Here is a 13,521-nt window from a genome sequence, read left to right as displayed (position 1 = left end):
TTCCCTCGCGCAAAAAACGCCATATGCTCCGCCCAAACCGCGCAAGCAAGATAGGTACAGGCATGGCAAACGATCCCGTCACCGAGATCCCGACCGAGACCGCAACTGATCCCGCGTCCCATCCGCTGGTGGTCTTCACCCCCTCGGGCAAACGGGGCCGGTTTCCGGTTGGCACCCCGGTTCTCACCGCGGCCAGACAGCTCGGCGTCGATCTGGATTCGGTCTGTGGCGGCCGAGGCATCTGCTCGAAATGCCAGATCACGCCCTCTTATGGTGAGTTCTCCAAACATGGAGTCACCGTCGCCGATGATGCGCTGACCGAGTGGAACAAGGTCGAACAGCGCTATAAGGACAAACGCGGGCTGATCGACGGGCGGCGGCTGGGCTGTCAGGCACAGGTGCAGGGCGATGTGGTGATCGACGTGCCACCTGAAAGCCAGGTCCACCGCCAGGTGGTGCGCAAACGCGCAGAGGCCCGCGAAATCACCATGAACCCCTCCACCCGGCTCTATTATGTCGAGGTGGAAGAACCCGACATGCACAAGCCCACCGGCGATATGGAGCGGCTGATCGAGGCGCTGGACAGCCAGTGGAACTTGAAGGGGGTCAAAACCGACCTGCATATCCTAAGCGTGTTGCAGCCTGCCCTGCGCAAGGGCGGCTGGAAAGTCACCGTGGCCGTGCATCTGGGCGATGCAAACCACCCGCCCAAGATCATGCACATCTGGCCCGGCTTCTACGAAGGCTCGATCTACGGGCTTGCTGTTGACCTCGGTTCCACCACCATCGCCGCGCATCTGTGTGATTTGCAGACCGGCGAGGTCGTGGCCTCCTCCGGCATCATGAACCCGCAGATCCGCTTTGGCGAAGACCTGATGAGCCGGGTCTCCTATTCGATGATGAACAAAGGCGGCGATCAGGAAATGACCCGCGCCGTGCGCGAGGGCATGAATGCGCTGTTCACCCAGATCGCGACTGAAGCGGGCATTGACAAGGCGCTGATCGTCGATGCGGTCTTTGTCTGTAACCCGGTGATGCACCACCTGTTCCTTGGCATTGATCCGTTCGAGCTGGGCCAGGCGCCCTTTGCCCTGGCGACATCCAATTCGCTGGCCCTGCGCGCAAGCGAGCTGGAGCTGAACATCCACCCGGCTGCCCGTGTCTACCTGCTGCCGTGCATCGCTGGCCATGTCGGCGCCGATGCTGCTGCGGTGGCGCTGTCGGAAGCCCCCGACAAATCCGAGGATCTGGTGCTGGTGGTCGATGTGGGCACCAACGCCGAGATCCTACTGGGCAACAAGGAAAAGGTTCTGGCCTGCTCCTCCCCCACCGGGCCCGCATTCGAGGGCGCGCAGATCTCCAGCGGCCAGCGCGCCGCGCCCGGTGCGATCGAACGTGTCGAGATTGATCCCGCCACCAAGGAGCCGCGGTTTCGCATCATCGGCTCTGAGCTCTGGTCCAATGAGGACGGTTTCGCCACGGCTGTCGCCACGACCGGGATCACCGGCATCTGTGGCTCCGGCATCATCGAGGCCATTGCCGAGATGCGACTTGCGGGCATTCTAGATGCCTCCGGTCTGATCGGATCTGCCGAACAGACCGGCAGCACGCGCTGCATTCAGGACGGGCGCACCAATGCCTATCTCCTGTGGGATGGCTCGGCCGACGGCGGCCCGACCATCACCGTGACCAACCCGGATATCCGCGCTATCCAGATGGCAAAGGCCGCGCTTTACTCTGGTGCGCGGTTGCTGATGGACAAATTCGGGATAGACAAGGTGGACCGGGTTGTCCTTGCCGGTGCCTTTGGCGCGCATATCTCGGCAAAACATGCGATGGTTCTGGGCATGATCCCGGATTGCCCGCTCGACAAGGTTACCTCGGCCGGCAATGCGGCAGGCACCGGCGCACGGATCGCGCTCCTCAACACCGCTGCCCGCGCCGAGATCGAGGCCACCGTGCAGCAGATCGAGAAGGTCGAAACCGCTGTGGAACCACGCTTTCAGGAGCATTTCGTGAATGCCTCCGCAATCCCCAATTCCATGGAGCCATTCCCGATCCTCAACAGCATCGTCACCCTGCCGGATGTCAACTTCAACAGTGGCGGCGGTGACAGTGGTGACGACGGCGGACGCCGTCGCCGCCGGCGCCGTGGCTAGCGTCTGTTGACGGTTCAAATTTGCTGGTTGGAGGGCGGTTGTGCGCTTGACCCTCCCCGGCGAAACCGGTAATCAGCCCTTATTGGCGCGGGTATGGTGAAAAGGTATCACGGCAGCTTCCCAAGCTTTAGTTACGAGTTCGATTCTCGTTACCCGCTCCAAAATCTCCCAGATCAGCACACTACGCCAAGCCATTGATATTTCGCTGGATTTTTCGGCGCGTGATTGGCGTTTCCCACATAGTTACGCCGCAAGTCGACTTGCGACCTGCCGCCATTCCTTCTACCGACAGGGCCATGGATCTGATTTTTCACACCCCGCTCAGCCCCGAAGCGCAACGCCATCACGGGCTGGAGACGCCGCAGCCGCTTGCCATGGCGGATCGGGTGCGGTTCTCTGAATTGGACATTCTGCACCACGTCAATAACAAGGCCTATCTGAGCTGGTTCGAAACCCTGCGCGTGGCCTATTATGATCGGTTTTTTGCGCCCCATTTCACGGGAATGCCCACGCCACGCAATGTATTGCGCAACGCCAATGTCCATTATGTCAAAGAGATGGTGCTGGATGAGAGCTATATCGCCACCGCCCGTGTGGTGTCGTTCCGGCGCACTTCATATGTCATGGAACAACAGATCTGGTCAGGCGATCTGCGTGCCAGGATGACCGGAGTCATGGTGCTGCGTTCGCCAGATGGACGCGCAGGCTATCCGCTCCCCGACAGTTTGCGCGCCGCCCTGATGGAGCAGGACGGCGCAGTCGCAGAGGCCTGAGCCATCAGCAGAAGGTCACATCACTTAAGGCGCCCAATGCACTGTCATTTCTGACAAAACCGCCTGAATCGGCGCCTCTTCGGGCGGCAGAGATTTCGCCCGTTCCAATGCCTCACGCTTGGCATCGCCATAAATCACCAGATGTTTGGCAATCGCAGCGTCCAATACACGCGCCGACAGGCTGACACGCGGTTCGGGCTGGCTGTCGGGCCGCATCACCGCCAAAATCGGCGCATCCGCAGCCAGAGCCTCGGCCAGCCCGGAGACGCCGGGAAACAGCGAAGCTGTATGCATGTCCTCGCCCATACCAAGCAGCACCACCGACAGCGGCAGATCCGGCTGGATCTGGCTTTCGACTTCGGCCAGCACCTCCTCGGGCGCGCGCGCGGGCACATGGAACGGCAGAAACGTCGCCGCAGCGGCGCGGTTGACCAACAGCCGTTCACGGATCATCCGCGCATTGGAACGCGCGCTGTCAGACGGCACCCAGCGCTCATCTGTCGCCATGAGGCGCACCCGCGCCCAGTCAATATCGGCAGCGCAGAGGTCGTCAAAAATCGGCGCAGGCGTGGTGCCGCCCGCAACGGCAAAAGACGCGCTGTCATGATGCAGCAGATGGGTTTTCAGGTCACCGGCCAGTTGATTGGCCACATCAATGGCCAGCATGTCCCGATCAGCATATTCGATAATATTCATGGGTTGATCCCCCGCCATTCCCGTTGATCGCGCCGCATCAGAAGATCCGCATCCCCCGGCCCGGTGCTACCGCTATCATAGGGTTTTGGCACATCCCCGCGCGATGTCCAGCCCGCAATGATGGGATCTGTCCAGGCCCAGGCCGCTTCGACCTCGTCGCCGCGCATGAACAACGTCTGATTGCCCCGGATCACATCGGTGATCAACCGCTCGTAAGCATCCGGTGCGCCGTCGATATCGGCCCCCAGCGCCTGGGCAAAGCTCATATCCAGCGGCACGTCGATCAACCGCATACCGCCCGGCCCCGGCTCCTTGATGGTCACCTTGAGGGTGATGCCCTCATCCGGTTGCAGGCGAATGGTCAGCAGATTGGCATGGCGCCCGGCATCAGCACCAAAGATCGAATGTGGAGCATCCTTGAAAAACACATTGATCACCGAGGATCGCGCCACCAGCCGCTTGCCGGTGCGCAGATAGAACGGCGTGCCCGCCCATCGCCAATTGCTGATATGCGCCTTCAGCGCCACATAGCTTTCGGTGGTCGAGCGCGGATCACCGGCGGTTTCGCGATAGGAAAGATCCGCGCCCGGCTCCGCCCCCTCAACAGAGGTATATTGGCCGCGCACGATATGGTGCGGCTCCACCGGTTCCAGCGCCCTGATCACCTTAAGCTTTTCGTCACGTACGGCGTCGGGATCAAACTTCGCCGGAGGCTCCATCGCAATCAGGCAGAGCAACTGCATCAGATGGTTCTGCATCATGTCACGCATCGCGCCGGATTTGTCGTAATACGACTCCCTGCCGCTTACGCCCACCGATTCAGCCACTGTGATTTGAATATGATCAACATACTGACTATTCCACAGAGGCTCAAAAAGCATGTTGCCGAACCGGATCGCCATCAGGTTCTGCACTGTCTCTTTGCCCAGGTAGTGATCAATCCGGTAGATCTGGCTTTCATCGAAATGGCTGGCGAGCGTACGGTTCAGCGCCTTGGCCGAGGCAAGATCATGCCCGAACGGCTTTTCCACCACGATTCGGGTGTGATCATCGGCCAGTTCATGGGCCCAGATCTGTTCGGCCAGCGGTGCAAATAGAGTTGGCCCGACGGAAAAGTAGAACACCCGCACACGGTCCGTCGTCGGCCGGCCCAATTGCTGCGCCAGCGCGCGCCAGCCTGCTGTCTCCGTGGCATCAATGGCAAGATAGTCCAGCCGCGCCAGAAACCGCTCAAGCTCAGCGGCGCGCATCGCCAGATCTGTGGCGCCGCTCTCATCCTGCAAGGCGCGGCGGACCAGATCGCGATACCCGTCACTGCCAAGGTCGCCCCGCGCCGCGCCCAGAATACGGGCATCCTGTGGCAGCTGGCCCGCGCAATGGCGCCGGAACAAGGCGGGCAGAATCTTGCGCTGCGCCAGATCGCCGGTACCGCCAAATATGACCAGATCGAAGGCCTGAACCGGAATAACACGAGAAACCATGATGCGCCTTCTCTCACCCCTGAGATTCCACGCCGCGGCGAGATGCGCCTCAGGCACATGCACGCGGCCGCAAACCGTTACCGAAGCGGGCGCCAACCAGCTGGGCCCACCTGTTTTCGGTTCTATTCGGCGCCAGTATAAGCAGTTGCCAGTGAAAGAAAACAGCTCTCCGGCACGCCGAAGTGACAGCAGCACAGCTGGAGAGCGGCCGCAGGTAAGATGGCTCAGCTCTGCTCAGCCCCCAGCGTCTTCACCGGGGACCGTCCAATGGGGCGCTGTCAGTGGATCTGCAACACGCCTTTGACGTGGCGCCACTCTCCGGGGCTGATCATCTTGCGATGGGTAAATCGGACAGAATGAAGCGGGCCGTCGATCTCACGGTGCCAGAATTCAATGAATTTGAACAATCGCGGATGGTCCGGTGCAAGATCATAATCCTGCCAGATAAAGGTGTTCAGGACATGGGTGTGATCCGGCATATGATAGGTCATCTCTGCCGTGGTCAGACCGTAACCCTTCAGCATCAGTTCGGTTTCGCTTTCCTTCATTTCAGGTCTCCCTTACGGATCCCCCCATTCCACACTAGCACGCAATGGGTTAATTCTTAACGAATACAGTTCCTTGCCCAAAAACATCGGTCATTGACCGGGTGAAAACCCCTGCTTGCTTGCGCCTTATATGCCCTGTCTGTTAAGGTGCTGACACAATATATAGACCCAATAATAACAACGGGCAGCCAACGTGAACGATACGCCGGAAACTCCTGAAAACATGGACGAAAACAAACCCGCAAGGCCCAAATACGACGGCCCGACGGTGTCCATCGAATCCGAGATGCGCACATCGTATCTCGATTATGCGATGTCGGTTATTGTCAGCCGCGCCATTCCCGACCTGCGCGATGGTCTGAAACCGGTTCATCGCCGGATCCTCTACGCCATGCATGAGGTCGGAAACTCGCATGACAAACCCTATCGCAAATCGGCGCGTCCGGTTGGTGATGTCATGGGTAAATACCATCCCCATGGTGACTCCGCGATCTATGACGCGCTGGTGCGAATGGCGCAGGATTTCTCCATGTCGCTGCCGCTTCTGGACGGTCAGGGCAACTTCGGCTCGATGGACGGCGATAACCCGGCGGCGATGCGTTACACCGAGGTGCGGATGGACAAACCCGCAGCCTCGCTGCTGGCGGACATCGAAAAAGAGACGGTCGATTTTCAGGACAACTACGATGGCAAGGACCGTGAACCCACGGTACTGCCCGCGCGTTTCCCGAATATGCTGGTCAATGGCGCTGGCGGTATTGCCGTCGGCATGGCCACGAATATCCCTCCTCACAACCTCGGCGAGGTGATCGACGCCACGCTTTCGCTGATCGAGGATCCCGATCTGACCAGCGAGCAGCTGATCGATTATATCCCCGGCCCCGACTTTCCGACCGGCGCGCTGATGCTGGGTCGCTCCGGTGCCCGCAAGGCCTATCTTGAGGGGCGCGGCAGCGTCATTATCCGTGCGAAGACGCGGGTCGAGGAAATCCGCAAGGACCGCTATGCCATTGTCGTGGATGAGATTCCCTATCAGGTGAACAAGGCCGCGATGATCGAGAAAATCGCCGAGCAGGTTCGCGAGAAGAAGATCGAGGGCGTCGCCCACGTGCAGGACGAATCTGACCGCAACGGCGTGCGTGTGGTCGTGGAACTGAAGCGCGATGCCACCGCCGAGGTGGTGCTGAACCAGCTCTACCGGTTCACGCCGATGCAGACGCATTTCGGCTGCAACATGCTGGCGCTGAACGGTGGGCGTCCCGAGCAGCTGACGCTGCGCCGGTTCCTGACCTCCTTCCTTGATTTCCGCGAAGATGTGATTGCCCGGCGCACCGCCTATGATCTGCGCAAAGCGCGTGAACGCAGCCATATTCTGTGCGGCTTGGCGGTTGCTGTCTCCAATGTGGATGAGGTGGTTGCGACCATCCGTGCCTCTGCGGATGCAGCCGAGGCGCGGCACAAGCTGATGACCCGGCGTTGGCCGGCCGCAGATATTGCGCCCTATATCCGTCTGATCGACGACCCGACCCATACGATGAATGACGATGGCACCTATAACCTCTCCGAGGTTCAGGCCCGCGCCATTCTGGAACTGCGGCTGCAGCGTCTGACCCAGATCGGCGTCAAGGAAGTCACCGACGAGCTGGAACAACTGGCGGGCAAGATCAAGGAATACCTTGAAATTCTCTCCTCGCGTGAGCGGATCCTTGGCATCATCTCCGACGAGCTGCGCGAAGTGCGTGACAATTTCGCGGTTCCCCGTCGCACCGAGATCGTCGACTGGTCCGGTGATATGGACGACGAAGATCTGATCGAACGCGAGGACATGGTCGTGACGATCACCAGTGGCGGCTATATCAAGCGGACCCCGCTTGCCGATTTCCGCGCGCAAAAGCGCGGCGGCAAGGGTCTGTCGGGGATGCAGACAAAGGAAGAGGATGTTGTCACTAACCTCTTTGTCGCCAATACCCACACGCAGCTGTTGTTCTTCACCACTGATGGCATGGTCTACAAGCTGAAGACCTGGCGTCTGCCACAGGGCGGCCGTACCTCAAAAGGCAAGGCAATCGTCAACATCCTGCCGATCCCCACCGGGGTGTCCATCGCGGCGATCATGCCCGTCGATGTGCCGGATGACGAATGGGAAAACCTGCAGGTGGTCTTTGCCACCAGCGGCGGTGACGTGCGCCGCAACCGGCTTTCGGATTTCACCAATGTACGCCGCAACGGCAAGATTGCGATGAAGCTGCCCGAGGATGGTTCGGTCAAGCTGGTCAATGCCCGGATCTGCTCCGAAGATGATGACGTGATGCTGTTCACCGACTCCGGTCGTGCGATCCGCTTCCGCACCACTGATGTGCGGGTCTTCAACTCACGTGAATCGACCGGTGTCCGCGGCATCCGCCTGACTGGTGATGACCATGTGGTGTCGATGTCGGTGATCCGCCATTTCGAAGCCTCGCCCGAGGAACGCGCCGCCTATCTCAAGATGCGCCGCGCGGTGGCAGGTCTGACTGATGATGGCGAAGGTGACGAGGAAGAGGCCGTCGCAGGCGCCATCAGCCAGGAGCGCTATGCCGAGATGTCGGCCTCCGAGAACCTGATCCTGACCATTACCTCCGGCGGCTCGGGCAAGCTCAGCTCCAGCCATGATTACCCGGTACGTGGCCGCGGTGGCATGGGTGTCACCGCAATGGACAAGGCGATGCGCGGCGGTGCCATTGTTGCCTCCTTCCCGGTTGAGATGGATGACCAGATCATGCTTGCCACCTCCAAGGGGCAATCGATCCGGGTGCCGGTTGATGGCATTTCCTTCCGGTCGCGCTCCGCCGGTGGCGTGCGGGTGTTCAACACTGCCAAGGGCGAAGAGGTTGTCTCGGTTGCCTGGATTGCCGAGCAATCCGACGATGACGACGATCTGCCAGACGCGGATACCGCCGCCAGCGCAGAGGCCTGATCCCGCCCGGGATCATCTGCCAAGACTTCAAAACGCCACCCTCGGGTGGCGTTTTCGTTAATCAAAACCTAAGCAGTGTCTGTCATTCTTCCTCCCACAAACGCCATCGCGAAGGGAGGCACCATGAACCTCTATCACTGCTCGATCGACCTGCATCATGAGGCCAAGGCGCTTGCCTTTGCCAACGCCGTGGACCAATGGATGTCTTATCTGCGCGAGCGTGAGGTGATCCAAGGCTGGCGCCTGCTGCGCCGCAAGCTGAACCTCGCCAGCGACAAGCACCGGGATTTCCTGCTGGAAATCGAATTCGCCAATATGACCCAACTGGATCAGGCGTTTCGGGTGCTGGGCGAATTGGACGAGCATGTCGAGCGGCTCTACGCAAATGTGAATGCGCTGATCGCCTCGGCTGATTTCGGGCTTTATCGCCCCTTCCCCGATCCCGAACGTGCCGAGCGGATGGCGCTGATCTGACTGGCAGGACTCCGGCTGGAACAGACAAATAAGCCCCCGCCAGTTTCCGGCGAGGGCTTTGAATTACTGCTCAAGATCTTGAACCAATGCGCGCTTACAGCCCGTAGAGCGCGCCGAACTTCTGTTCCAGATAGGACAGCAACGGCTCCGGGCTGGGCGCCATGCCCGCAGCATGAGTGATCGTCTCGACCGGGCTACGCAACCCGCCATGGGTCTGCAGGTTATCCCGCAGCCAGCTGGTTGCCGCCACGGTATCACCCGTCGCCAGCTGCGCTTCCAGATCCGGCACTGCCTGACGCAGCGCGTCATAAAGACAGCCGGCATAGACATTGCCCAGCGAATAGGTCGGGAAGTATCCAAACAGCCCCACCGACCAGTGCACGTCCTGCAGGCAGCCGTTGGATGGCTTATCAACGGCATAGCCAAAATCAGCGGCAAAACGGTCGTTCCAGGCTGCCTCCAGATCCTTAACCTGCAAATCGCCGGACATCAGCGCCCGTTCCAGATCAAACCGCATCATCACATGCAGGTTATATTGCAGCTCATCCGCCTCGGTGCGGATATAGCCGTTATGCACCGCATTCACGGCCGCATAGAAGGCATCAGCATCCGCAATGCCGAAATCACCAAACTGCAGCACCATCTGATCGAACAGCCAGCCGGTGAAGGCACGGCTGCGGCCCAGCTGGTTCTCGTAGATCCGGCTCTGGCTTTCGTGCACCCCCATCGACACGCCACGCCCTAGCGGCGTGAACAGATAGGCATGGTCAATGTTCTGTTCATATGCGGCATGGCCCACTTCATGGATGGTCGAGTAGAAGCAGTTGAACGGATCCTCATCGCTGGTGCGGGTGGTGACGCGCACATCAAGCCCGCTGCCGGAACAGAAGGGATGCACCGCCTTGTCGACCCGGCCGTGGCTCATCTGATAGCCGAAGGTCTCGGCCAGCGTGGTGGTCAGGGCCATCTGTTTATCGGCATCGAAATGACCGCTGACGCCTTTGGGCGTGGGGCGGTCCAGCACGCGGGCGCGCAGCTCCACCAGACGCGGGCGCATGGCATCAAACAGCGTCGCAATTTCCGCCCCTGTGGTGCCGTGTTCATAATCCGCAACCATCGCGTCATAAACATCGCCCCCGGCGGCGAGTGCCTGCCCCTCTTCGCGCTTCAGGGCAACCACCTCTTCCAGCACGGGCAGGAAGGCTTCGACATCCTCGGCGGCACGGGCAGCCGCCCATTTGCCCTGCGCCTCGGAGGTAACGCGGGCGATACGTTTGGCGAGATCTCCGGGCACTTTCACGGCGCGCTCGTAGCTTCGGCGGATCTCGCGCAGCTGGGCGGCACCGATCTCATCGGGCGCGTCGGCCTGCTCCAGCCAGTCAGCGACCTGCGGATCAGAGCGGCGGGCGTGCAGCACAGCCTCGATGGCGGCCATTTCCTCGCCCCGCTGAGGCGCGGCACCGCGCGGCATCATCGTCTCCTGATCCCAACCCAAACGGCCGGCAATCTGGCCAAGCGCCTGGGTGTCACGCTCATAGGCCATCAAATCGTCAAATGCGCTCATTCTCAGTGATCCTTAATCGAAGTTGCAATCGGATAGCCCGACAGATACCGCGCCCTGAGGATCAGGACCCAGAGGCAAACAGCCATCAGCTGATGCAGGATCGCAACCTGCCAGGGTGCGGCATAGAGCACGGTGACAATACCCAGAACCATTTGCAACAGCAGCGCCGCAAAGACCGCGTTAAAGGCAAAGCGCGTCCGCGGATGGGCGCTGCCTCTGCCCCGCAGCCAGACAACAACGCCAAAGGCCAACAGGAGATATCCGCTGACGCGGTGAATGAACTGCACAAGGCCGGGGTTTTCAAAGAAATTGGTCCAGAGTGGCTCCAGCATGAAGGGCTGCGGCGGCAGGATCTGCCCCCCCATCAGCGGCCAGTCGGTGTAGGAACGGCCCGCATCAATGCCGGCAACCAGCGCGCCCAGAAGGATCTGCAAGAAGCTGAAATGCAATAGCCCGGTCGACAGGCCGAACAGCTTGGTCTCCTTGGCGCGACGCGCCTGCATCAGATCGCGATCCTCACGCCCCAGCAGGAACATATACCAGGAAATGAACCCCAGAATGACAAAGGCGAGCCCCAGATGCGTCGCCAGCCGGTAAGAGGCAACCGAGGTCATGCCTTCACCCTGCGTGACACCCGATTCCACCATCCACCAGCCGATCGCGCCCTGCACGCCGCCCAGAACACCCAGTAGCGCCAGACGTCCGGTCCAGCCGACCGGGATCTGCCGCGCCAGCGCAAAACCTAGGAACCCCAGCGCCCAGACCAGACCAATAACGCGGCCCAGTTGGCGATGGCCCCATTCCCACCAGTAGATTTCCTTGAAGTCGGCCAGCTGCATCCATTGGTTGGCAATGCGCCACTGGTCGATTTCCTTGTATTTGTCGAACTCCGCCTGCCAGTCTGCCTCGGTCATGGGGGGGATCGCGCCGGTGATCGGCCGCCATTCGGTGATCGACAGACCGCTGTCGGTCAGGCGCGTCAGCCCGCCCACCACGATCATTGCCACCACCAGCGCAAAGAGCACCGCAAGCCACGCGCGGATTGCCCCCCTTGCGCCACGGCGGGCACGGTCGATGCCGCCCGGTTGCGCCTGCGGGCGCTCCTGCGGCTCATTGCCGGAAACCTCTTCGAAAATGCTGCGCTTGCTCATGCTTGCCTCTTCCAATTTCCCGTCAAGCTAGGCCGCAGACGCGACCCCGTCCAGTGGGCGACTATGGCGCAAATCGGCCCGAAGTCGCGTCTCAGTCGCGTTTTTCTTTCCAGCGGACCATCTGTCGCATGATCCCGTGCAGCATCTGCACATCGGCGCGGGTCAGCGGCATCCGGCTGAACAGGTTGCGAAACACCGTCTTCATGCTTGGGGCCTTGTCCGGCGGAAAAAAGAAACCAGCCTCGTCCAGCCGTTCCTCATAGTGATTGACCAGCGCATCAACATCGCCATGAGTGGCCCAATCCGATTTGCCAAGGTCGGTCACAACCGGCATCACCTCAGTCACCTGCCTGCGCCATTCATAAGCGGTGAGCAGGACGCATTGACCAAGGTTGAGCGAGGCGAAATCCGGGTTCACCGGAACCGATATGATGGCATTGGCTCGGGCGATGTCCTCATTCTCAAGGCCCGCCCGTTCGGGTCCGAACATCACGGCCACCCGTTCGCCAGCTGCAATTTTCTCCGCAGCCAGCTTCATCGCCGCCTCGGGGCTGTAGACCGGTTTGGTCAGTTCACGCGGGCGCGCCGTCGTGGCAAAGACAAAATCGCAATCCGCGATGGCGCCTGCCAGATCTTCGGCCAGCTGCGCCTCATCCAAGAGCCGCCCAGCACCAGAAGCCATGGCCACCGCCTTGGGGTTCGGCCAGCCATCGCGCGGGGCCACGATGCGCATCCGGTCCAGCCCGAAGTTCCACATCGCCCGGGCGGCGGCGCCGATATTCTCGCCCATCTGCGGGCGCACGAGGACAAAAGCGGGTTGAGGGGTGTCGCTGGGCATCCGTTTCTCCAAAAAATCTGCTCTGCTCTAATCGGCGCGGGCCTGATGGGCAAGGCTCGGTCGCGGGACTTCTGTGCAAACGCTGCTATATTCCCGCATAATGAGCGTAGCATCACACGGAAATATCCCACCCGGGATGTCGCCAAATCCTTGCGTCCAGTGGCAGATGCGCTAAACACCGACAACCACTGAACAGGAGCCCTCCCGATGGACAGCCCCGCTGACGCCCCCGAAACGCCGCAGATCTATCTGACGACACCTCCCAGTTTTGAGCTTGGCCGGTTTCCCGACCAGCTGGCGCGGGTGCTGGATGAAGTGGAGATCGCCTGCGTCCGGCTGGAGCTGGCCAGCCGCGATGAGGACACACTGAGCCGTGCCGGCGATGCGCTGCGCGCTGTCGCCCATGCCCGCGACGTGGCGATTGTGATCACCGATCATCAGATCCTCGCCGAGCGTCTCGGCCTTGACGGCGTGCATCTCTCCGATTCAGCCCGCCCGGTGCGCGCCGCGCGCAAGGCGCTTGGCGCCGATGCAATTGTCGGCAGTTTCTGCGGTGCCTCACGCCACGACGGGCTGACCGCTGCCGAAGCCGGCGCTGATTACGTCAGCTTTGGCCCGATTGGCACCTCCGGGCTTGGCGATGGCAATCAGGCGCAGAAAGATCTGTTTGAATGGTGGTCGCAGATGATCGAAGTGCCCGTGGTCGCCGAAGGCGGGCTGACCGTTGATCTGGTCCGTGATCTGGCACCCTATACTGATTTCTTCGGTATCGGCGATGAGATCTGGCGCGAGGAAGATCCTCTGGCGAGTCTGCGGCAGCTGATGGCCGCAATGGAAGGCTGAAACCGCCCATTTTGTCTGGCCAAGGCCACATATCGGAA

At 60.8% G+C, this 13,521-nt stretch carries 11 protein-coding genes and 1 tRNA gene; 6 read left to right on the top strand and 6 right to left on the bottom strand.

Going from position 1 to position 13,521, the window contains the following annotated elements:
* Window positions 1-62 precede the first annotated feature (62 nt).
* The 3 genes from VWZ85_RS11390 to VWZ85_RS11380 all read left to right on the top strand — a co-directional run bounded on the left by VWZ85_RS11390 (window position 63) and on the right by VWZ85_RS11380 (window position 2,932).
* Window positions 63-2,159: an ASKHA domain-containing protein gene (locus VWZ85_RS11390; protein ID WP_416540192.1), complete on the top strand. Its 2,097-nt coding sequence runs from the start codon at window positions 63-65 to the stop codon at window positions 2,157-2,159.
* 87 nt (window positions 2,160-2,246) lie between these two features.
* Window positions 2,247-2,320, top strand: a tRNA-Gly gene (locus VWZ85_RS11385).
* A gap of 135 nt (window positions 2,321-2,455) precedes the next feature.
* Complete coding sequence (locus VWZ85_RS11380) at window positions 2,456-2,932, top strand: acyl-CoA thioesterase (RefSeq protein WP_416540193.1); 477 nt, start codon at window positions 2,456-2,458, stop codon at window positions 2,930-2,932.
* Window positions 2,933-2,956: 24 nt separating this feature from the next.
* On the opposite strand, the gene pgl is transcribed toward VWZ85_RS11380, so the two are convergent.
* The 3 genes from pgl to VWZ85_RS11365 all read right to left on the bottom strand — a co-directional run bounded on the left by pgl (window position 2,957) and on the right by VWZ85_RS11365 (window position 5,657).
* Window positions 2,957-3,628, bottom strand: a complete 672-nt coding sequence (gene pgl, locus VWZ85_RS11375) for a 6-phosphogluconolactonase (protein ID WP_416535957.1) — start codon at window positions 3,626-3,628, stop codon at window positions 2,957-2,959.
* Complete coding sequence (gene zwf / locus VWZ85_RS11370; protein ID WP_340545526.1) at window positions 3,625-5,109, bottom strand: glucose-6-phosphate dehydrogenase; 1,485 nt, start codon at window positions 5,107-5,109, stop codon at window positions 3,625-3,627. Before zwf ends, pgl begins: the two co-directional genes overlap by 4 nt.
* A 278-nt stretch (window positions 5,110-5,387) precedes the next feature.
* Complete coding sequence (locus VWZ85_RS11365; protein WP_340545525.1) at window positions 5,388-5,657, bottom strand: usg protein; 270 nt, start codon at window positions 5,655-5,657, stop codon at window positions 5,388-5,390.
* 223 nt (window positions 5,658-5,880) lie between these two features.
* Between VWZ85_RS11365 and gyrA the strand changes: the two genes are divergently transcribed.
* Together gyrA and VWZ85_RS11355 are read left to right on the top strand one after the other, a co-directional pair.
* Window positions 5,881-8,613 carry a DNA gyrase subunit A gene (gyrA, locus tag VWZ85_RS11360; RefSeq protein WP_416588327.1) on the top strand — a complete coding sequence of 911 codons (2,733 nt, stop codon included), beginning with the start codon at window positions 5,881-5,883 and terminating at the stop codon, window positions 8,611-8,613.
* 123 nt (window positions 8,614-8,736) lie between these two features.
* Complete coding sequence (locus VWZ85_RS11355) at window positions 8,737-9,087, top strand: DUF6614 family protein (protein ID WP_340545524.1); 351 nt, start codon at window positions 8,737-8,739, stop codon at window positions 9,085-9,087.
* Window positions 9,088-9,181: 94 nt separating this feature from the next.
* Here VWZ85_RS11355 and VWZ85_RS11350 read toward each other — a convergent pair whose 3' ends face one another.
* The 3 genes from VWZ85_RS11350 to VWZ85_RS11340 form a co-directional block, all read right to left on the bottom strand.
* On the bottom strand, window positions 9,182-10,651 hold the full coding sequence (locus tag VWZ85_RS11350) for a carboxypeptidase M32 (RefSeq protein ID WP_416588326.1): 1,470 nt from the start codon (window positions 10,649-10,651) through the stop codon (window positions 9,182-9,184).
* Between the two features lie 2 nt (window positions 10,652-10,653).
* Window positions 10,654-11,802: a heme A synthase gene (ctaA, locus tag VWZ85_RS11345; protein WP_416542308.1), complete on the bottom strand. Its 1,149-nt coding sequence runs from the start codon at window positions 11,800-11,802 to the stop codon at window positions 10,654-10,656.
* Window positions 11,803-11,893: 91 nt separating this feature from the next.
* Complete coding sequence (locus VWZ85_RS11340) at window positions 11,894-12,640, bottom strand: RNA methyltransferase (protein ID WP_340545521.1); 747 nt, start codon at window positions 12,638-12,640, stop codon at window positions 11,894-11,896.
* A gap of 207 nt (window positions 12,641-12,847) precedes the next feature.
* Here VWZ85_RS11340 and VWZ85_RS11335 point away from each other — a divergent pair, with 207 nt between their 5' ends.
* Entirely contained in the window at window positions 12,848-13,483 is a 636-nt protein-coding gene (locus VWZ85_RS11335) for a thiamine phosphate synthase (protein ID WP_340545520.1), read from the top strand.
* Window positions 13,484-13,521: the final 38 nt, after the last annotated feature.

Origin of the sequence: Phaeobacter sp. JH20_29, from assembly GCF_048056175.1 — a bacterium.
Lineage (GTDB): Bacteria > Pseudomonadota > Alphaproteobacteria > Rhodobacterales > Rhodobacteraceae > Phaeobacter > Phaeobacter bryozoorum.
Note: the sequence above shows the minus strand (reverse complement) of the source record. Positions and strands in the feature narration are given on the sequence as shown.